Below are 19,934 nucleotides of genomic sequence, written 5' to 3'. Positions count from 1 at the left end.
CGGCAACAGGAGCTGTGGCATCTGCAGAGTCGTGAGGCACGACCGATCCCCCCTCATCCCAACATTGGGTATGCAGTTGTATCAAGCAGGACTGACGGTTCCCTGCCCTGCCCTGCGTACATAGGCGAGGGCGGGCCGGCCGTCGAGGTGGAGGGTTTCGCCGGTGGGGGTGAAGCCGGTGCGGGTGAGGACGGTGCGGGAGGGGGTGTTGGTGACGGCGGCTCTGGCCCGGAGGGTGGGGAGGGCGTAGTCGGTGGCCGCCAGGGTGCACAGGTGGTGGACGGTGGCGGTGGCCAGGCCGCGGTTGGTGGCCTTCTCGGCCATGCGGAAGCCCAGTTCGGCGGTGCCGTCCACGGCGTCCATCAGGTTGAAGCGGCCCAGCACCTCGCCGTCGGGGTCGATCAGCACGTGGAAGTGGCTGATGCCGGCGGACTGCTCGGCCAGGAGGGCGGCGTGGCGGGCGTCGAAGTCGGTGAAGTAGGCGTCGCCCCGGTCCGGGACGGACGCGGCGAAGAACGCGCGGTTCTCCCGCTCGAAGGCGAGCAGGGCCGGCGCGTGGTCGGGGCGGAGGCGCTGGAGTTCGGGCATGGCGTCACCCTACGGACCGGAGGGCGTGCGGCCGATGTGTTTTGTCGTGGCGGGGGGGGGGGGGGGGGGGGGGGGGGGGGGGGGGGGGGGGGGGCGCCCCGGGGGGGGGGGGGCCCCCCCCCCCCCCCCCGCAAGGGGGTGTCAGTCCGCGCCGTGGCACTCCCGGTACGTGCGGCCGGAGCCGCACCAGCAGGGGGCGGTGCGGGCCGGGGGCCAGGGGACGGCGCGGCCGCGGGCGGCGAGGGTGGTGGCGTACTGGGGGAGGAGGTCCGGGTCGGACGGGGACGTGGCCTCCGAGGCGGCGAACGCCTCGTACGACGGGACCGTGCCGGTCACGATGCCGAGGTTCGGGGTGCCGGCCTGGTGGAGGTCGCGCAGGGCGGACTCCAGGCGGGCCAGGTGCTCGGTGTGCGAGGGGTACTCGCCGCGCAGCTCCGGGTAGCCGGCGAGCAGTTCGGTGAGTTCGGCCTCGGGCCAGTGCAGCACCGCGACCGGGAAGGGCCGGGACAGGGCGTCGCGGTACGTGCCCAACTCGGCGCGCAGGCGGGTGATCTCGGCCTTCAGCTCGGCCGGGTCGGACGAGCCCAGGGACCACAGGCGCTTGGGGTCGTGGAGTTCGTCCAGGGGGACGGACGCGGTGTGGAGGGTGTCGGCCAGCTCGTCCCAGGCGTCGTGGCCGGTGCCCATCAGCCTGCGGACCCGGTGGCGGCCGAAGAGCAGGGACCGGGTGGCGTACGGGACTTCCTCGCCGGGGGTCAGGAGCAGGGTCAGCGCGGCGGAGAAGAAGTCGTGGGCGGACTCCAGCTCGTCGTGGGCCTCGAAGGTGAGGGCCGCGATCTCCCAGGGGCCGGGGTCGAGGGGGGCCGCGGTGCGGACGCCCTCGATGATCGCGCGGGCCTCCGCCTCGTGGCCGTACTCCCACAGGTTGGCCGCGTTGAGGGCCTTGACCAGGTGGGGCCGGACGAGGTCGGGGGAGGCGAGGAGGTCGTCGTAGAGGGTGGTGGCGCGGGCGCGGTCGCCGGCGAGTTCCAGATGGGCCGCGGCCTGGATGAGCAGTGGCTCACGGTCCTCGGGGTACCGCGCCGCGGCGCGCAGCAGGCGCTCGGCTTCGGCGGTGTGGGCGGCAGGCGTGTCGGGGCGCATGGACCACACCGTACTGCCGTGCGGGTCGTGGGCGGAGGGTCGTTCGGACCCTGGAGAGTTACGGGCCGGGGGCCTATCGTGCGGGCCGTGCGGGAGCGGATACCGGTGGTGACACAGCGGAGCGCGCGCGGGCGCAGGGCCGTCGCGCGCGGGCTCTGGGCCGGGGCGGAGCTGGTGGTGACCCTCGGCGTCGTCCTGTTGTTGCTCGTTGTTCATCAGCTGTGGTGGACCAACCGGCAGGCCCGTGCCGGGGCCGGGGACGAGGTGCGCTCGCTCCAGCGGGAGTGGGCGGTGGAGCGGGCGGACACGGACGGGGACGGAGACGGGAACGGGGGCGGGAAGGCGGCCGGGAGCGGGGACGGGCGCGCGGGCGGGGGCAGGCCCGGGGCCGCCGGCGGCGGCGGGTCCGGTGGGCGTACGGAGCCGCGTGGCGACCAGGCGTACGCCGTCATCCGCATCCCGCGGCTCGGGCTCGTCGCCCCCGTGGCCCAGGGCGTCGACAAGCGGGGCGTCCTCGACAAGGGGTACGTCGGGCACTACCCGGGCACCGCGCAGCCCGGCCGCCCCGGGAACTTCGCCCTCGCCGGGCACCGCAACACGCACGGCGAGCCCTTCCGGTACATCAACCGGCTGCGGCGCGGCGACCGCATCGCCGTCGAGACCCGGGACACCGTGTACACGTACACCGTCGACCGGACGCTGGCGCGCACCAGCCCGCGCGACGGCGGGGTCGTCGCGGCCGTTCCGCGCAGCAACCTGGCCCCGTACCCCGGGTACCACCGGGCCGGTACCTATCTGACGCTCACGACCTGTACGCCCGAATTCACCTCCCGGTACCGGCTCGTCGTCTGGGGAAAACTGGTGGAAGCCCGGTCGCGGTGACGCGGAGGGCCTAAGGTTCCCTGACGTGCTCAGACGACGTCCGCAGTTGTTGTGGTTGCTGGTCCCCTACGTGCTGTACCTGGGGGTGCTGCCGCTCGTGAACCGGGTCCACCCGGTGGTTCTCGGGCTGCCTTTCCTCTTCGTGTGGCTGCTCGGGGCGACCCTGCTGACCCCCGTCGCCGTATGGCTGACCCGACGGGGGGACCGCCGGTGAACGCCACGGTCGCGACCTCCGTCTTCGGCGCCTTCATGGTCGTTACCGTCGCCCTCGGGCTGCTCGCCGCGCGCGGGCGGCGGAAGGGCGGCGAGGGCGGCGGGCTCGCCGAGTGGTCCGTCGGCGGGCGCAGCCTCGGCACGGTGTTCATCTGGGTGCTGATGGCCGGCGAGGGCTACACCAGCTTCAGCTACCTGGGCGCCGCGGGCTGGGGCTACAACTACGGGACCCCGGTGCTGTACGTCGTCGCGTACATGTCATGCGGTTACGCGGTCGGCTACGTCGTCGGCCCCATGCTCTGGGCGTACGCGCGCGAGCACGGGCTCGTCGGGATCACCGACATGGTGGCGCACCGCTTCGGGCGGCCCTGGCTGGGCGCGTTCCTCGCCGTGCTCGTCACCGTCTTCCTGCTCCCGTACATCCAGCTCCAGATCACCGGCATGGGCGTGGTCGTCTCGACGATCTCCTACGGATCCATCAGCCTGGACTGGGCCTACTTCATCGCCTTCGCCGTCACCACCGGCTTCGTCGTGGTGAGCGGGCTGCGGGGCAGTGCCTGGGTCTCGGTACTCAAGGACGTGCTGGTCATCGCCACCCTCGGCTTCCTCGCGTTCTACGTGCCGTCGCACTACTTCGGCGGGTACGGGCCCTTCCTCGACCGGCTCGTCACCGAGAAGAGCGAGTGGCTGACCTTCCCCGGGCACGGGGACAGCGGGCTCGGCCAGGCGTGGTTCATCACCACCTCGTTCCTCAACTCGCTCACCGTGGTCATCTTCCCGACCACCGTCGCCGGCTACCTCGGCGCGAAGAACGCCGACGTGCTGCGCCGCAACGCCATGCTGCTGCCCGCGTACAACGTGCTGCTGTTCGTGCCGATGCTGCTCGGCATGGCGGCGCTCTTCGTCGTGCCGGGGCTGGTGGGCGCCGAGTCCAACCTGGCGCTCTTCAAGCTGGTGGTGGACTCGCTGCCGGCCTGGGCGGTCGGGGTCATCGGGGTGGCCGCAGCGCTCTCCTCGATCGTGCCGATGGCCGTCTTCATGCTGGTCATCGGCACCATGTGGGGGCGCAGCGTGGTCTCGCTCGTACCGCGCCTGGAACGGCGGCAGAAGGGGGCCGCGCAGACCGTCGTGGTGGTCGCGGGGAGCCTCGCGCTGCTGCTCACGTACACCGCGCCGAACACCCTGGTCCGGCTCTCCCTCATCTCGTACGAGGCGATGGCGCAGCTGCTGCCGATGGTGCTGCTGGGGCTGGTGTGGCGGCGGCTGACCCTATGGGGGGCGTTGAGCGGGCTGGCCGTCGGCGTGGCCCTGGTGTGCGGGTTCGTGTTCACGGAGCACGATCCGGTGTGGGGGGTGAACGCGGGGATCGTGGCGCTCGCCGCCAACCTCGCCGTCGCGCTCGCCGTGACGTACGCGGGGCCGCGCGAGCGCGACGACCGGCCGGACGAGGAGGTGCTGGCGCGGGACGAGGTCCGTCCTCCCGTGGCGGCGGGGTGAGGGCCGGGGCCCACGTGGCGGGCCGGTGTGGCGGGCCCGCGGGCCCGCCTCGTAAGCCGGTCGTTCCGGCCGGTCGTGTATAACGGCTGGAGAGCACCGGACGACGCGTCCGGCCGGAGGGAAGAGGGGGAGGGACCGATGAACGGTGACATGAACCGTCTGCGCGGTGGTCTCGCCCGGCTGCTCCGCCCCGCCGGTCTGCTGCTTTTCCTCCTCACCGAGGTGCTGCTCGCCGAGGGCGGCAGCCTCTCCGCCGCGGTCGCGCTGGCCGCCACCGCGGCCGCCGGTTCCGCGCTCGCCGTCGCCTCGCTCATCAGCGCCCGCTGCGCGCCCCCGGTGCCCCGCACCCGGATCCGCACCGCCATCCGCGACCGGGAGAAACGCACCGCGTTCCTTCCCCAGCGCGACCCCGACGCCAAGGGGCGCAGACGCCCCCGAGCCCCCGGACACGCCCTCCCGACGACCGCGTAGAGGCTCGATCCCGCCGCCGGCCCGGCCGTTCCGGTTCCATTCGGACACCGGCCGGAGCAGGCGCCGTTCGCCGCCCCGTCGCGCGGTCCGTCATGCCGATCCCGTACTTCTCCCGGCACGACGAGACCCCCGGAGGGCTCACCCATGTCCGTCTTCATGTCCGCGTTCGCGGCCCTGGTCGGCGCGCTGGCCGACGCGCTGCACCCGCTCTTCCAGACCGCCTCCACCGCCGCCGCGATCGTGCTGTTCACCGCACTCGTACGGCTTGCCGTGCACCCCCTGTCGCGGGCCGCGGCGCGGGGGCAGAAGGCCCGCACCAGACTCCAGCCGAAGATCGCGGAACTGCGCAGGAAGCACGGAAAGAACCCCGAACGGCTCCAGAAGGCGATGATGGAGCTGCACCGCGAGGAGAAGGTCTCGCCGCTCTCCGGCTGCCTGCCCAGCCTGCTCCAGATGCCCGCCTTCTTCCTGCTCTACCACCTCTTCTCCAGCCACCGCATCGGCGACGCCCCCAACGAACTCCTCGGCCACCAGCTCCTCGGCGCCCCGCTCGGCGCGCGCTGGCACGACGCGCTCGCGCACGGCGGGCCGTTCGGGACGCAGGGGCTGGTCTACCTCGCGCTCTTCGCGGTGGTCGCCGCCGTGGCCACGTTCAACTTCCGGCGGACGAAGCGGCAGCTGGCCGCCAACCCCGTCACCCCGGCCGCCGGCCCGGACGGGCAGCCGGTGCCCGGCATGGGCGCGATGACCAAGCTGATGCCGCTGATGTCGTTCTTCACCCTCGTCACCGTGGCCGTCGTACCGCTCGCCGCCGCGCTGTACGTCGTCACCAGCACCACCTGGACCGCGGTCGAGCGGGCCGTCCTCTACCGCGACATGCCGGCCGCCGGGGCCGCCGTGGCCAGCCCGGTGTGAGCGGGCGGGACGCGTACGGGGCCACCGGGACGGCGGCCGCCCCGGTCCAGGTGGTGAACAGGGTCTTGTGGAGTGATCGGATGTCTTGGACGATCGGACAAGCCTGCGATGGCCGCCACCCATCCGACGGGCCCGATCTCGACCAAGGGGAGACAGAGAGTTGAAGCTGCTTCGTGTGGGTACGGCAGGGGCGGAACGACCGGCGCTGCTGGACGGGAACGGAACCCTGCGCGACCTGTCGGGGCTGGTCACCGACATCGACGGCGCCCTGCTCGCCGACGAGTCGGCGCTCGCCCGGGTACGGGCCGCGGCGGCCGCCGGTGACCTGCCCGAGCTCGACGCCGAGGGGCTGCGGACCGGGCCGCCGCTCACCGGGATCGGCAAGATCCTGTGCATCGGGCTGAACTACCACGACCACGCCACCGAGACCGGTGCGGACATTCCCACCGAGCCGATCCTGTTCTTCAAGGCACCGGACACCGTCGTCGGACCCGAGGACACGGTGCTGGTGCCGCGCAACAGCGTGAAGACCGACTGGGAGGTCGAGCTGGCGGTCGTCATCGGGCGCACGGCCCGGTACCTGGAGTCCGCCGAGGAGGGGCTCGCGCACGTCGCCGGGTACGCGACCGCGCACGACGTCTCCGAGCGCGAGTTCCAGATCGAGCGCGGCGGCACCTGGGACAAGGGCAAGAACTGCGAGACGTTCAACCCGCTGGGCCCGTGGCTGGTGACGGCGGACGAGGTCCCCGACCCGCAGGCGCTGTCGCTGAAGCTCTGGGTCAACGGCGAGCTGAAGCAGGACGGCACCACCGCCGACCAGATCTTCCCGGTGGGCGAGGTGGTCCGCTACCTGAGCCACTTCATGACGCTGTACCCGGGCGACGTGATCAACACCGGTACCCCGGCCGGCGTCGCGCTCGGGCAGCCCGAGCCCAAGCCGTACCTGCGGGCCGGGGACGTGGTGGAACTGGAGATCGTCGGACTCGGACGGCAGCGCCAGCAGCTGAAGGACGCGTAGGCGCCGGGGGCGCGCGCCCCCGGCACCACGACTCAGACGCCGGAAAGATCGGAGGCGTGCGGGGGTGTGGCGTGCGGCAGACGTACGGCCACGCCCTCGCGGGCCGACCGGCGGGCGGCCTCCAGGACGTCCAGCGCCGCCGCGGCCTGGAGGGCGGTCACCGGGTTCGGGCCGCGGCCGCGGAGCGCGTCGGCCACGGCCGCGTAGTACGCCGGATAGTCGCCCGGCAGGGTGCGGACCGGGGTGCCGCCGCCGGTGGCCGGGGACTCGCCCGAGCCGATCCGGCCCCACAGCTCCTCGGGCTCCTCGCCCCAGGGGCGGCCCGGTGCCGGGCGCAGGCCGGCGCGCAGGTCGGCCTCCTGCGGGTCGAGGCCGTACTTCACGTACCCGGCGCGTTGGCCGAGGACCCGGAAGCGCGGGCCGAGCTGGGCCGTCGTGGCGCTCACGTACAGGTGCGAGCGGACCCCGTCCGCATGGGTGAGCGCGAGAAAGGTGTCGTCGTCGGCGGCGGCCCCGGGGCGGCGCACATCGGCCTCCGCGTACACCAGCACGGCCGGCCCGAACAGGGTGAGCGCCTGGTCGACGACATGGCTGCCCAGGTCGTACAGCAGCCCTCCGATCTCCTCGGGATCGCCCGACTCGCGCCAGCCGCCCTTGGGCCGGGGGCGCCACCGTTCGAAACGGGACTCGAAGCGCTGCACCTCGCCCAGCGCCCCGTCCGCGAGCAGTCCGGCGAGGGTGCGGAAGTCGTTGTCCCAGCGGCGGTTCTGGAAGACCGAGAGCAGCAGCCCGCGCTCGTCCGCCAGGGCCGCGAGCCCCCGCGCCCCGGCCGCCGTCCCGGCGATCGGCTTGTCCACCACGACCGGCAGCCCGGCCTCCAGGGCGGCCGTCGCGATCGGGACGTGGGTCCGGTTCGGCGAGGCGATCACGATCAGATCGGGGGCCTCGGGGGTGCCCGCGCGCTCCCACAGCTCCTGCGGCGAGGCGGCGAACCGCACCCCGGGATGCTCGGCGCGGGCCGCCGCCCGGCGCTCCTCGTTGCGGGTGACGACGGTGTCGAGGACGAGGCCGTCGGTCGCGGCGATCAGCGGGGCGTGGAAGACGGACCCCGCCAGGCCGTAGCCGACGAGTCCGACGCGCAGCGGGGCGTCGGGCGGTCCGGGGTGCTGGCGGGGGGCGTCGGCGGTCTCGCCGCTACTCGCGTGGGCGCTCATGCCGCCACTCAAGCAACAGGCCCTCCCTTGTACAAGCGGGGTACGAGCGGGGCACGAGCGGAGTGCGAGCGGCACGCGATCGGCGTACGCACGGCGGGCAATCGGCGTACGGGCGGCATGTCGGAACCGCCCTTCGCGCGCGCGGGTGGCAGCGTCGGCCGGACCCGGTGAACTCCGGCGCACGGGGTGAGCCGACCGTTCCGCGCCCAGCGAAGGACCCCCGATGGCCCCCACCCCGCCCCCCGAGAAACCCGCCGGTACGCCGCCCGCCGCGCCCCCGAACACGCACCCCGCCCCGCCGCGCCTCGCGCCGTACGCGACCGCCGCCCCCACCTCCGTACCGGTGACCACGGCCGCGTCCATCCCGGTGATCGCCGCCCCCGCGCACCCTCCCTCGCCCCCGCACCCGGCGCCTCCCGGGCGGACGAGGCACGGGTTCGCGCTCGGGCTGGCCGTGGCGAGCGTCGTCCCGGCGGTCGTCCTCGGCGGCACGTCCGTCGCGCCCGCCTCGGCCGCCCGCTCCACCTCCTCCGCGCCCGGCCCCTCCGCCGCCCCGGCCCCGGCCCCCGACCCGGCCCCGGGACCGGGCGCCGTCCCCACCCCCGGGCCCCCGGCGGCCTGCGGGGACCCGGCGGCGAAGGACTTCCCCCTCACCACCCGCATCCACGGCGGCCCGGACACCTACTCCTCCGGCGGCGGGTACGGCACCTGGTTCCTGGACCTGACCAACACCACCGCCGAACCCTGCCGGGCCGTCCACCCCGTGCTCGTCCTCACCGACGCGGACCGCAACCTCACCTCCGACCAGATCCAGCTCCAGTTCTCCGAGCAGGCCCGCCCCGCTACGGAGCACCGCGTCAGCTGGGAGACCACCGACCAGGACGAGCACATCGGGGTCTTCGGCGGTACCGGGGGCGACACCTTCGCCGGTTTCACCGTCCCGGCGGGCCGCACCGTCACCGTCCGGGTCCGGATGGCGTTCACCTCCGACACCAGCCCCGGCCGGATCACCGCCAACGCCGTCGTCGTCCAGCGGCAGCGAGCGGCGGGCAAGGACGACGGGGCCTGGATCGGCGAGTCCGACGACTACCCCTTCACCGTCGTCGACGACAACGGCGACGGGACCGAGCGGGACACCGGGGGGACCGCGGAACCCCCGGCGGCGACGGAAACGACCGGACCCGACGAGCCCGGCACCGCCGAATCCGTACCGGACGGCCCCCGCACACCCCCGCCCGCCGCCGACCCCGGCGATCCCGACCCGGGCGACGCCGATACCGGCACCCCCGACGCGGAAGACCCCGACCTCCCCCGACTCGCCGCGACCGGCACCGACCCGCTCACGGCCCCCGCCCTCGCCGCCACCGGGCTGCTGATCGCCGGCGGCGCGATGGTGGTCACGGCCCGGCGGCTGCGCCGCGACAGGACCTGAGGGCCCCGGGGGGACACCCCGGCACCGCTCCCGCAACTCCCCGATCGCCCGCACGTCCCCGGATGTTCACCGGTGTTCATGTCGGTCTGCCACGATCGGCCGGTGGACTACCCGTACGACCAGGCACCTGGCGCACCCATCCGCTCCGGCATCCCGGAGCACGGCCGCATTCCCAAGTACTACGCGGTCAAGGCCCGTATCTCCGTACTCATCGGGGAGTTGGGCGAGGGCGGCATGCTGCCCACCGAGCGCGATCTCGCCGAGCGCCACGAGGTCTCGCGCGAGACGGTGCGTCAGGCGCTGCGCGAACTCCTGCTGGAGGGGCGGCTCGCCCGGCAGGGGCGGGGCACCGTCGTGGCCGGCCCCAAGCTGGAACAGCCGCTCTCGCTGGCGAGTTACACCGAGGGCGTGCGCCGCCAGGGCCGCACCCCGGGCCGTACCCTCATCGGCCTGGAGCGGTTCCCCTGCCCCGAGGCGCTGGCCGGGGACATCGGGGTGGCCCGGGGCGAGCCGGTCTGGCACCTGGAGCGGGTGCTGCTCGCCGACGACGACCGGGTCGGCCTGGAGAGCACGTACGTCCCGGTCGCCCGCATTCCGCACCTGGACACGGAGTTCGACCCCGACTCGTCCTTCTACGCCTACCTCCGCGACCGGCTCGGGATCTCCTTCGGCGACGGCGACGAGCGGATCGAGACCGTGCTCGCGACGCCCCGCGAGGCGCTGCTCATCGGCACCCCGCCCGCGCTGCCCATGCTGCTGCTCCACCGCGTATCGCGCGACACCGCCGGCCGGCCGCTGGAGCGCGTACGGACCCTCTACCGGGGCGACCGCTTCTCCTTCACCGCCCACCTGGGCCCGCAGGACGGCCGCTGACCGACCGTTCCCCGGTGCGCCCACCCAGGTCGATAACGGAAAGGTAACGGGTCTAGGCCAAGCTTGGGGCCCAGTTCACCGTCCCGTTGCCGTACGGATCCGAACGGGTCACCCGCCCCGAGGAGCGTAACCGCCGTGAGAGTCATCGTCGTAGGAGCCGGCGTGGTGGGAACCATGCACGCCTGGCACGCAGTGAACCGCGGCCACGAGGTCGTACAGATCGAGCGCGAGAGCGAGGCGCGCGGGGCATCGCTCCGCAATTTCGGACAGATATGGGTCAGCGGCCGGGCCGGTGGCGAGGAGCTGGAGACCGCGCTGCGCGCCCGTGAGCTCTGGGAGTCCATCGGGGCCCAGGTCCCCGGTCTCGGCTTCCGGGCCTGCGGCTCGCTCACCCCGGTCCGCACCGGGCTGGAGACCGCGGTCGCCGAGGCGGCCGTCGCCCGGCCCGACGCGGAGGCACGCGGCTACAAGCTGCTGACCGCCGACGAGGCCCGTGCGATCAACCCCGCGCTGCGCGGCGAGTTCGCCGCCGCCCTGTGGTGCGGGCGGGACGCCGCGGTCGAGCCGCGCACCGCCCAGCGGGTCCTGAAGCAGGAGCTGCTGAAGTCGGGCCGGTACACCTTCCTCGGCGGCCGCGAGGTCCGCGAGGTGGTCGGCACCGCCTCCGTCCGCGACGACCACGGCGACGTCCACACCGGCGACGCGGTGATCCTGGCCACCGGCGCCTGGCTCGGCGGGCTCGTCCGCGAACTGGCCGGTCCCGACCTGCCGGTGCGCCGCGTCCGCCTCCAGATGATGCAGACCGACCCGCTGGGCGAGCCGCTCACCACCTCCGTCGCCGACCCCGACAGCTTCCGCTACTACCCGGCGTACCGGGGCGAGGCGCTCGACGCGCTCAACGCCGGCCAGGCCCAGGCGCCCACCGCCGCCGAGCACCGGATGCAGCTGCTGATGGTGCAGCGCCGCGACGGCGGGCTGACCATCGGCGACACCCACGAGTACGAGCACCCCTTCGCCTTCGACACCGTCGAGGAGCCGTACGAGCACCTCACCGCGGTCGTCGAGTCCTTCCTCGGCCGCCCGCTGCCGAGGATCCGCCACCGGTGGGCCGGGGTCTACGCCCAGTGCACCGACACCAGCCGGGTCGTCCACCGCCAGCAGGTGCGGGACGGCGTCTGGCTGGTCACCGGGCCGGGCGGCCGGGGCATGACCTGCTCGCCCGCCATCGCCGAAACGACCGCCGACGAACTGGGCTGGTGACGACATGACCCCGCAGAACCCCAAGACCCCCCTCGACCTGATCGTGCTCGACATGGCCGGCACCACCGTCGCCGACGGCGGGCTCGTCGAGCAGGCGTTCTCGGTGGCCGCCGAGCGCCTCGGCGTCGAACCCGGCTCCGCCGACCACGCCGGGAAGCTGGACTACGTACGCGCCACCATGGGCGAGTCCAAGATCTCCGTCTTCCGCCACCTCTTCGGCGACGAGCAGCGCGCCCAGCAGGCCAACACCGCCTTCGAGACGGCCTACGGCGAGCTGGTCGACGGGGGCAGGATCGCCCCGGTCCCCGGCGCCCGCGACGCCATCGAGCGGCTCAAGGACGAGGGCCGCACCGTGGTCCTGTCCACCGGCTTCGCCCGGGTCACCCAGGACGCCATCCTGGCCGCGCTCGGCTGGCAGGACCTGGTCGACCTGACCCTCTGCCCGGCCGACGCGGGCGGCCGCGGCCGCCCCTACCCGGACATGGTGCTCGCCGCCTTCCTGCGCACCGGCGCCGTCGACGGCGTCCAGCAGATCGTGGTCGCCGGCGACACCTCGTACGACATGCTCAGCGGGGTCCGCTCCGGTGCCGGGATCGTCGCCGGGGTGCTCACCGGCGCCCACGACAAGGACCAGCTGAGCCGCAACGGCGCCACGCACGTCCTCGGTTCCGTCGCCGAGCTGCCCGACCTGATCGCGCGGGCCGAGGCATGACCGGCGGAGAGCGGTCCGTCCGCAGCGGAATCAGGTTCGACCAGGTCAGCGTCGCGTACGGGGGCAACACCGTCCTCGACCGGCTCGACCTGACCGTCGAACCCGGCGAGGTCATGGCCCTGCTCGGCCCCTCCGGCTCGGGCAAGACCACCGCCCTGCGCGCCGTCGCCGGATTCGTCCGGCCCGCCTCGGGCCGGGTCTACCTCGGCGACCGCGATGTCACCGCCCTGCCGCCGCACAAGCGCGGCATCGGCATGGTCGTCCAGCAGTACGCCCTCTTCCCGCACATGCGGGTCCAGGACAACGTCGCCTTCGGGCTCAAGGCCCGCAAGGCCGCCAAGTCCGAGATCCCCGAGCGCGTCGCCGAGGCCCTCGACATGGTCGGCATGGCCACCTACGCCACGCGCTTCCCGCGCGAGCTCTCCGGCGGCCAGCAGCAGCGCGTCGCCATCGCCCGCGCGCTCGCCATCCGGCCCGGGGTCCTGCTGCTCGACGAACCGCTCTCCGCCCTCGACGCCCAGCTCCGCTCCGGAATGCTCGCCGAACTGGCGCGGCTGCACCGGGAGTTGCCCGACGTCTCCATCCTGTACGTCACCCACGACCAGGTCGAGGCGCTCACCCTCGCCGACCGGATCGCGGTCATGGACAAGGCGCGGCTCCAGGACTGCGGCACCCCGCAGGACCTCTACCGGCGCCCGCGCACCGAGTTCACCGCCTCCTTCGTCGGCAACGCCAACCTGCTGCCGGTCACCGTCGCCGAGGCGGCCGACAGCGTCGGCTTCGCCGGGCGCGCCCTCTCCGTACCGACCGGCGAGGCCGCCCGGGGCGCCACTGCCACCCTCTGCGTCCGCCCCCACCTGGTCGGGCTCGGCGAGGGACCCAACGCGCTCGCCGGAACGATCGCCGAGGTCCAGTGGCGCGGCTCCACCCACCGCCTCTACGTCGACGTCGACGGCCACCGCGTCAAGGCCGACGTCAAGGAACTCCGCGAGACCCCCGCCCTCGGCGACCGGGTCACCCTGCACTTCGCGGCCGAGGACGCGGTGCTGCTGCCCGCCGGCGCGGCCCCGGGAACCGGGGGAGGAGCCGATGGCTAGCGCGGCACCGGCCCTCGCCGCGGCCAGGGACACGCACGGAGCGGGACCGGGCGGCGAGCCGCAGGCCCCGGCCCGCGAGCCCCGCCGCGTACCCCGCTTCGTCTGGGCGCTGCCGCCCGTCGCGGTCCTCGCCGTGGTCTTCCTCTACCCGCTGGCCCTGGTCGTCCAGCAGTCCGTCCGCCCCGACGAGGGCGGCACCTCGCTCGCCCCGTACGGCGAGGTCTTCGCCTCCGAGTCGTTCCGTTCGGCGCTGACCACCACGGTCTGGCTGGCGGTCGGCGCCACGGTCGGCTGCCTGGTGCTGGGCTTCGTCCTGGCCATGATCATCTCGTTCGTGCCGTTCCCCGGCGGCCGGGCCGTCGCCAAGTTCATCGACGTCTTCCTCTCCTTCCCGTCCTTCCTGATCACGCTCGCCCTGCTGTTCATCTACGGCAGCGTCGGCATGGCCAACGGACTGTGGACGGACGTCACCGGGGCGGCCAGCGGTCCCTTCGACTTCCTCACCACCCCGTGGGGCGTCCTGCTCGCCGAGATCACCTACTTCACCCCGTTCGTGATGCGCCCGCTGCTCGCCGCGTTCTCCCAACTCGACACGGCGCAGCTGGAGGTGGCCTCCTCGCTGGGGGCCGGGCCCGGCCGGATCGTGCGGCGGGTGATCCTCCCCGAGGCGCTGCCCGCGCTCGCCGCCGGCGGCAGCCTGGTCCTGGTGATGTGCCTCAACGAGTTCGGCATCGTGCTCTTCACCGGCGCCAAGGGCGTCACGACCCTGCCGATGCTCGTCTACAGCAAGGCGATCCTGGAGTCCGACTACCCGGCGGCCTGTGTCGTCGCCGTCGTCAACATCGCGATCTCCGTCGGCCTCTACAGCCTGTATCGGATGGTGAGCCGCCGTGTTGGTGCATAGCCGTAGCGGGAAGTGGGCCAGCTGGGCCGTGTTCTTCCTGCTCTTCGTGCCGCTGTTCGCGGTGCCGCTGCTGGTCGTCCTCGCCGCGTCCTTCACCACCAACTGGTCCGGCGCCTTCCCCTCCGGGCCGACCACCAAGCACTACGCGGCGGCCACCGGGGGCGACTCCCTCCAGGCCCTGACCACCAGCCTGATCACCGCCGTCAGCGCCAGCCTGCTGGCCTTGACCGTGGGCTCCTGGGCCGCGCTGGCCGCCGCCTCGCTGCGCAGGCGCGGCAAGCGGTTCCTCGACGCGCTGTTCATGCTGCCGGTGGCGGTGCCGTCGGTGGTCGTCGGCCTGGCCGTGCTCGTCGCGTTCAGCAAGCCGCCGATGCTCCTCAACGGCACGCGCTGGATCGTGATCCTGGCGCACACCATTCTTGTCACGGCGTTCGCCTATTCGTCGGTTTCGGCGGCAATAGTGCGTCTCGACCCGATGTACGAACAGGCGGCGGCCAGCCTCGGCGCCCGCCCCGGTTACGTCCTGTGGCGCATCAGGCTGCCGCTCCTGCTGCCGTCGCTCACGGCGGCGGCGGGGCTCTGCTTCGCGCTGTCCATGGGTGAGTTGAGCGCCACGATGATGCTCTACCCGCCCGACTGGACACCGCTCCCGGTGCAGATCTTCGCGGCCACCGACCGTGGCTCGCTGTTCACCGGAGCGGCCGTCGCCGTGGTCCTGATGGGCACGACGCTGCTGGTGCTGCTCGGAGTCTCCCGCATCCGCACCAGGGCCTCGTACCGCTGATCCGCTTCCGCCGGTCCTCCGGCGTCCCCCGCAACGACCTCGGACCCCCGTAACGACTCCGGCCGGCTTCCGGCCGACATCCAGGAGATACGACCCGCCATGCGCAAGAACCACCTCAAGCCCATCGCCGCCGTCACCGGCGCCCTCGCCCTGGCCGCCACCCTCTCCGCCTGCGGCGGCTCCTCCGCCGCCTCCGACGAGAAGGTCGTCACCGTCTACAGCGCCGACGGCCTCAAGGGCGAGAACGGCGACGGCTGGTACGACAAGGTCTTCAAGGACTTCGAGAAGAAGACCGGCATCAAGGTCAAGTACGTGGAGGGCGGCTCCGGCGAGATGGTGCAGCGCGCCGTCCGCGAGAAGTCCAACACCCAGGCGGACGTCCTGGTCACCCTGCCCCCGTTCATCCAGCAGGCCGACGCCAAGGGGCTGCTGGCCGCGTACGCGCCGAAGGGCGCCGACCAGGTCGACGGCGCCGACAAGGCCTCCGACGCCAAGTGGACCTCGGTCGTCAACAACTACTTCGGCTTCATCTACAACAAGAAGGAGCTGAAGAAGGCGCCGGGCACCTGGGAGGCGCTGCTCGACGGCTCGTTCAAGAACAAGATCCAGTACTCCACCCCGGGGGTCGCCGGCGACGGCACGGCCGTCCTCATCAAGGCCATGCACGACTTCGGCGGCAAGGAGCCGGCGATGGAGTACCTGAAGAAGCTCCAGGCCAACAACGTCGGCCCGTCCGCCTCCACCGGCAAGCTGGCCCCCAAGGTCGACAAGGGCGAGCTGTTCGCCGCCAACGGCGACGTCCAGATGAACTTCGCGCAGTCCAAGGACATGCCCAACCTCGGCCTCTGGTTCCCCGCGAAGCAGGGCGGCAAGCCCACCACCTTCGCCCTGCCCTACGCGGCCGGCCTGGTGAACAAGGCCCCGCACACCGAGAACGGCAAGAAGCTGCTCGACTTCATGCTCTCCGAGCAGGCCCAGAAGGACGTCAGCGCGGTCGGCGGCGGCTTCTCCGCCCGCAAGGACGTCGAGGCCACCGACGCCAACGCCATCGAGCTGGCCAAGCTGATGGACGGCGTCGAGATCTTCGAGCCCGACTGGTCGGACATCGGCACCAACCTGGACGACTACGTCGGCGCCTGGAAGTCCGCCACCGGCAGCTGACCGGCCGGCCCGGGGTCCCGAGGGACCCACGCTCTAAAATCGGGGACGTCGGCGCTGCACAACGCGGTGCCGCCGGCGTCCCCGCACACGGCGTACGGCAGGAGTCCCGCACATGGCAGAGCGCAAGCCGATCTCATCCTGGCTCACCGACATGGACGGTGTCCTGATCCACGAGGGCACCCCGATCCCCGGGGCGGACGCCTTCATCAAGCGGCTGCGCGAATCGGGCCTGCCCTTCCTCGTCCTCACCAACAACTCCATCTACACCGCCCGCGACCTGCACGCCCGCCTCAAGCGCATGGGCCTGGACGTGCCGGTGGAGAACATCTGGACCTCCGCGCTGGCCACCGCCAAGTTCCTGGACGACCAGCGCCCCGGCGGCACGGCGTACGTCATCGGCGAGGCCGGGCTCACCACCGCCCTGCACGACATCGGGTACGTCCTCACCGACCACGAACCCGACTACGTGGTCCTCGGCGAGACCCGTACGTACAGCTTCGAGGCGCTCACCAAGGCGATCCGGCTGATCAACGGCGGGGCCAGGTTCATCTGCACCAACCCCGACGAGACCGGCCCGTCCGCCGAGGGCCCGCTCCCCGCCACCGGCTCCGTCGCCGCCCTCATCACCAAGGCCACCGGCAAGGAGCCGTACTTCGCGGGCAAGCCCAACCCGCTGATGATGCGCACCGGGCTCAACGCGATCGGCGCCCACTCCGAGTCCAGCGCCATGATCGGCGACCGGATGGACACCGACGTGCTGGCCGGTCTGGAGGCGGGGATGCAGACCTTCCTCGTCCTGACCGGGCTCACCACGGTCGCCGACATGGACAAGCACCCGTTCCGGCCGTCCAAGGTCGTCGACTCGATCGCCGACCTCGTCGACCTGGTCGAAACCCCCTGAGGGGCCCCGGCGCCCCGCTCCTGCGGATGCGGAACGCGCCGGGACGCGTGAACCTGCTCGAAGGAGGTTCACGATGCGCTTCACGCTCCTCACGTTCTGTGCCGCAGCGGTGGTCACGGCGACCCTGGCGCCCGCCGCCACCGCACTGGCCGAATCCGGGCCCGCCCCGGGGGTCTCGCTCACGGCGAGTCCGGGCTCCGTCGGGGCGGGCGGTGAGGTGGAGCTGAGGCTGACGGGCTGCGCGGGCCGCGCGGCCACCGGCCGGTCCGACGCCTTCGTCGCCCCGGCGGGCTTCGCCCCCGGCCCGGACGGGGGGCTCGTCGCCCGGACCCGGATCAGTTCGGACGCCCGGCCCGGCGACCACGCCGTCCGGGTCACCTGCGCGGCCGGTACGGACGGCAAAGGCAGCCAGGACACCACGGGCACCGCCGATACCACGGGAACCACCGGTACCGGCACGGTCGCCGTGATCGACCGGGGCCGGGCCACTCCGCTCGCCCCGGTCGCCGCGGGCGGCGGCGTTGCCCTGTTCGCGACCGGGGACGGCCGCCAGGAGGGCCCCGGCACCGCGCAGACGGTCACCGGACTGGTCCTGGCCGCCGTCACGGCCGTCGCCGTGGTGCTCCGCGGCACCCGCCGCCGGGGCCGCCGGACCACGGACTGACCTGAGCGCCCCGCCCCGGCCCGGTACGGAACCCCGGGCCGGGGCGGCTGTCCGCCTGGCCGGTGGGCCGAGGCCGAGCTCACCCGAACGGACGGCACCGTCGCGGTCTTCACCGCCGACGACATCCAGCTCCTCGCCCCGGCCCGCTTCGACGCCCGCCGGGCGTACGTACGATTCGGGTCCCCCTTGCGGAGGGCGCACGTGGCGGCGTATGAGAATCCGCTTCGCGCCTCTGGGTAACCGTTCGGTGACTGTGCGCCGCCCATTCGGGTAATGATTCAGAAGGGCGTCATCGAGGGCGCCCCGGGGCGGGAGGTCCGGCGAGGGGGTGCGGTGCGGGTGCGTGGACGCGCGAAAGCCCCCTCATGCTCGATGAGGGGGCTTCGGCTCTGCGTGCGCCGCCAGGGACTCGAACCCCGGACCCGCTGATTAAGAGTCAGCTGCTCTAACCAACTGAGCTAGCGGCGCCTGCTGACCTGGAGAACTCTACCCGAAGCCGGAGAGTGCTCCGGACCATCGGCGTTCGTTCGCGGCCTGTCGGATGGTCGTTTTTTCTCTTCTGTCCGTCAAAATGTCTTATGTCAGGAGAGTTGAGACACCGGTGTCCGAGCGGACGTTCCCGGAAGATCTTGACCAGTGCGGAGGGGATCGCATGACTGTGCCGGCATTCGAGGAGTACGAGCCCGCCGCCGACTGCGCCTGCGCGGGGTGCGCCGCACGGCGGCGGACCGCCGCCCGCGCCCTGCCCGTGCGGTACGGGGGCCATCCGGCCGCCCACGGCGCCCGCCGCGCCCTGGTGCTGGCCACCGCGGCCGGGGTGGTGCTGAGCAGCGGCGTCGCCGAGGCGGCGGGCCTCACGGGCCCGGTGGCCGGAGCGGCCGGGGCCGCCCGCGCCGAGCAGGGCGGGGACAGCCCGCAGGGCGGGCCCGGGCCGCTGCGGGGCGCCGGGGCGGCCGGACCGCCCTCGACCACGACCACCACACCCAAGCTGCGCCCCACCACCCGCGAGGCCATCATCCAGCGGGCACGGCGGTGGGTCACCGCCCAGGTCCCGTACAGCCTCTCCGGGTACTGGACCGACGGCTACCGGCGGGACTGCTCGGGCTATGTGTCGATGGCCTGGGACCTGCCCGGCAACGAGTGGACCGGCAGCCTCGCCGCGTTCGGCACCCGGATCCCCCGGGCACAGCTCCAGCCCGGCGACATCCTGCTCTTCCACAATCCGGCCGACCCCACGAAGGGCTCGCACGTCACGATCTTCGGCGGCTGGACCGACTCCTCGCACCGCCACTACACGGCGTACGAGCAGACGAAGCCGCACACCCGCCGGGTGACGGCGCCGATGGCGTACTGGTCCCACTCCGGCAGCTACGTCGCGTACCGCTACCGGGGGCTGACCGGGGGCGGTGCGGCCGGTGCGGTGTCGAGGGCCTATCCCGGCACCGGGAAGTTCGGGCCCGGCGCCCGCAACGCCCATGTCACCGAGCTCGGCCGGATGCTGATCGCGCGGGGCGGCAAGCGCTTCTACCGGGTGGGGCCCGGCCCGGCCTGGGGTGAGTCGGACCGGCGCGCGACGCAGGCGTTCCAGCGGGCCCAGGGGTGGAAGGGGCGGGAAGCGGACGGCATCCCCGGCCCGGGCACCTGGCGGCTGCTGGTGAACGGCACGGGCCGCGACATCCCCGCCGCGGGAGGCGGTTCCGGCGGCGGACACCACACGTCGAACCAGGATTCGAAGTACCCCGGGCGGGGCTATTTCCGGTCCGGACAGAGCAACAGCCATGTCGAGCGGCTCGGCAAACAGTTGGTGAAGAAGGGATTCGGTAAGTACTACACGTCAGGTCCCGGTCCCCGGTGGACCGAGGCCGACCGGCGCAATGTCGAGGCCTTCCAGCGCGCACAGGGCTGGCGGGGCGCGGCGGCCGACGGCTACCCCGGGCCGGAGACCTGGCGGCGGCTCTTCGGCTGAACACGGTTCCTCGGCCGGGCGCCGCTCTTCGGCCGGGCGCGACCCCCCGGCCGAACACGACTCTTCGGGTGACACGACGGACATGACGGAGGCGGGTATGCGATCCACGGTGTCGGGCAGCTCCGGGACCCCGGAGGACGGAAGGCCGGGCGAGGGCGACCGGGCGCCGGTCCCACCGCCCTCCCCGGACCGGGCGGCGCCGCCCGGATGGGAGCCGCCGGGGTGGGAGCCGTACGACC

General features: G+C 73.2%; 20 protein-coding genes and 1 tRNA gene. 17 read left to right on the top strand and 4 right to left on the bottom strand.

The genetic code is table 11. From position 1 onward, the window contains the following. Nucleotides 1-81 precede the first annotated feature (81 nt). The gene (locus ACIQGQ_RS06955; RefSeq protein ID WP_402391633.1) at nucleotides 82-588 is read right to left on the bottom strand and encodes a GNAT family N-acetyltransferase; all 507 of its coding nucleotides are present in this window, start codon (nucleotides 586-588) and stop codon (nucleotides 82-84) included. Between the two features lie 141 nt (nucleotides 589-729). Then, the gene (locus tag ACIQGQ_RS06950) at nucleotides 730-1,731 is read right to left on the bottom strand and encodes an SEC-C metal-binding domain-containing protein (protein WP_402391630.1); all 1,002 of its coding nucleotides are present in this window, start codon (nucleotides 1,729-1,731) and stop codon (nucleotides 730-732) included. A 78-nt stretch (nucleotides 1,732-1,809) separates the two neighbouring features. Here ACIQGQ_RS06950 and ACIQGQ_RS06945 point away from each other — a divergent pair, with 78 nt between their 5' ends. The 6 genes from ACIQGQ_RS06945 (at nucleotide 1,810) to ACIQGQ_RS06920 (ending at nucleotide 6,727) form a co-directional block, all read left to right on the top strand. Then, a complete protein-coding gene (locus ACIQGQ_RS06945; protein WP_402391628.1) occupies nucleotides 1,810-2,613 on the top strand; it encodes a class E sortase in 804 nt (267 codons plus the stop codon). Nucleotides 2,614-2,668: 55 nt separating this feature from the next. Further along, nucleotides 2,669-2,827, top strand: a complete 159-nt coding sequence (locus tag ACIQGQ_RS06940) for a DUF3311 domain-containing protein (protein WP_093540511.1) — start codon at nucleotides 2,669-2,671, stop codon at nucleotides 2,825-2,827. Continuing rightward, nucleotides 2,824-4,323, top strand: a complete 1,500-nt coding sequence (locus ACIQGQ_RS06935) for a sodium:solute symporter (RefSeq protein WP_402391625.1) — start codon at nucleotides 2,824-2,826, stop codon at nucleotides 4,321-4,323. Before ACIQGQ_RS06940 ends, ACIQGQ_RS06935 begins: the two co-directional genes overlap by 4 nt. Before the next feature lie 138 nt (nucleotides 4,324-4,461). Beyond that, nucleotides 4,462-4,794, top strand: a complete 333-nt coding sequence (locus ACIQGQ_RS06930; protein ID WP_352273774.1) for a DUF6412 domain-containing protein — start codon at nucleotides 4,462-4,464, stop codon at nucleotides 4,792-4,794. Nucleotides 4,795-4,938: 144 nt separating this feature from the next. Then, entirely contained in the window at nucleotides 4,939-5,709 is a 771-nt protein-coding gene (locus ACIQGQ_RS06925; protein WP_402391622.1) for a YidC/Oxa1 family membrane protein insertase, read from the top strand. A gap of 160 nt (nucleotides 5,710-5,869) precedes the next feature. Further along, nucleotides 5,870-6,727 (top strand): fumarylacetoacetate hydrolase family protein, encoded by an 858-nt coding sequence (locus ACIQGQ_RS06920; protein ID WP_402391620.1) that lies wholly within the window; start codon nucleotides 5,870-5,872, stop codon nucleotides 6,725-6,727. 32 nt (nucleotides 6,728-6,759) lie between these two features. On the opposite strand, the gene ACIQGQ_RS06915 is transcribed toward ACIQGQ_RS06920, so the two are convergent. Beyond that, a complete protein-coding gene (locus ACIQGQ_RS06915) occupies nucleotides 6,760-7,941 on the bottom strand; it encodes a Gfo/Idh/MocA family oxidoreductase (RefSeq protein ID WP_402391618.1) in 1,182 nt (393 codons plus the stop codon). Nucleotides 7,942-8,164: 223 nt separating this feature from the next. Here ACIQGQ_RS06915 and ACIQGQ_RS06910 point away from each other — a divergent pair, with 223 nt between their 5' ends. The 10 genes from ACIQGQ_RS06910 (at nucleotide 8,165) to ACIQGQ_RS06865 (ending at nucleotide 17,729) form a co-directional block, all read left to right on the top strand. Further along, entirely contained in the window at nucleotides 8,165-9,373 is a 1,209-nt protein-coding gene (locus tag ACIQGQ_RS06910; protein WP_402391616.1) for a hypothetical protein, read from the top strand. Between the two features lie 102 nt (nucleotides 9,374-9,475). Continuing rightward, on the top strand, nucleotides 9,476-10,246 hold the full coding sequence (locus ACIQGQ_RS06905; protein WP_402391614.1) for a GntR family transcriptional regulator: 771 nt from the start codon (nucleotides 9,476-9,478) through the stop codon (nucleotides 10,244-10,246). Between the two features lie 135 nt (nucleotides 10,247-10,381). Beyond that, nucleotides 10,382-11,506 (top strand): TIGR03364 family FAD-dependent oxidoreductase, encoded by a 1,125-nt coding sequence (locus ACIQGQ_RS06900; protein WP_402391611.1) that lies wholly within the window; start codon nucleotides 10,382-10,384, stop codon nucleotides 11,504-11,506. 4 nt (nucleotides 11,507-11,510) lie between these two features. Beyond that, nucleotides 11,511-12,218: a phosphonatase-like hydrolase gene (locus tag ACIQGQ_RS06895; RefSeq protein ID WP_402391609.1), complete on the top strand. Its 708-nt coding sequence runs from the start codon at nucleotides 11,511-11,513 to the stop codon at nucleotides 12,216-12,218. Then, a complete protein-coding gene (locus tag ACIQGQ_RS06890; protein ID WP_402391607.1) occupies nucleotides 12,215-13,315 on the top strand; it encodes an ABC transporter ATP-binding protein in 1,101 nt (366 codons plus the stop codon). The genes ACIQGQ_RS06895 and ACIQGQ_RS06890 overlap by 4 nt, the downstream gene beginning before the upstream one ends. After that, complete coding sequence (locus tag ACIQGQ_RS06885) at nucleotides 13,308-14,219, top strand: 2-aminoethylphosphonate ABC transporter permease subunit (RefSeq protein ID WP_402391604.1); 912 nt, start codon at nucleotides 13,308-13,310, stop codon at nucleotides 14,217-14,219. The genes ACIQGQ_RS06890 and ACIQGQ_RS06885 overlap by 8 nt, the downstream gene beginning before the upstream one ends. After that, entirely contained in the window at nucleotides 14,206-15,003 is a 798-nt protein-coding gene (locus tag ACIQGQ_RS06880) for an ABC transporter permease (protein WP_402391601.1), read from the top strand. The genes ACIQGQ_RS06885 and ACIQGQ_RS06880 overlap by 14 nt, the downstream gene beginning before the upstream one ends. A 99-nt stretch (nucleotides 15,004-15,102) precedes the next feature. Continuing rightward, nucleotides 15,103-16,164, top strand: a complete 1,062-nt coding sequence (locus ACIQGQ_RS06875) for a 2-aminoethylphosphonate ABC transporter substrate-binding protein (protein WP_402391599.1) — start codon at nucleotides 15,103-15,105, stop codon at nucleotides 16,162-16,164. A 112-nt stretch (nucleotides 16,165-16,276) separates the two neighbouring features. After that, complete coding sequence (locus ACIQGQ_RS06870) at nucleotides 16,277-17,065, top strand: HAD-IIA family hydrolase (RefSeq protein ID WP_402391597.1); 789 nt, start codon at nucleotides 16,277-16,279, stop codon at nucleotides 17,063-17,065. Between the two features lie 73 nt (nucleotides 17,066-17,138). Further along, complete coding sequence (locus ACIQGQ_RS06865; RefSeq protein WP_402391594.1) at nucleotides 17,139-17,729, top strand: hypothetical protein; 591 nt, start codon at nucleotides 17,139-17,141, stop codon at nucleotides 17,727-17,729. Between the two features lie 394 nt (nucleotides 17,730-18,123). On the opposite strand, the gene ACIQGQ_RS06860 is transcribed toward ACIQGQ_RS06865, so the two are convergent. Then, nucleotides 18,124-18,197 (bottom strand) — tRNA-Lys (locus tag ACIQGQ_RS06860). A 184-nt stretch (nucleotides 18,198-18,381) separates the two neighbouring features. On the opposite strand from ACIQGQ_RS06860, the gene ACIQGQ_RS06855 reads away from it, so the two are divergent. After that, entirely contained in the window at nucleotides 18,382-19,695 is a 1,314-nt protein-coding gene (locus ACIQGQ_RS06855) for a peptidoglycan-binding protein (RefSeq protein ID WP_402391591.1), read from the top strand. The last annotated feature ends 239 nt before the right edge of the window (nucleotides 19,696-19,934 follow it).

Origin of the sequence: Streptomyces sp. NPDC092952 (genome assembly GCF_044754785.1) — a bacterium.
Taxonomy (GTDB): domain Bacteria; phylum Actinomycetota; class Actinomycetes; order Streptomycetales; family Streptomycetaceae; genus Streptomyces.
This window is presented reverse-complemented; position numbering and strand designations above follow the sequence as displayed.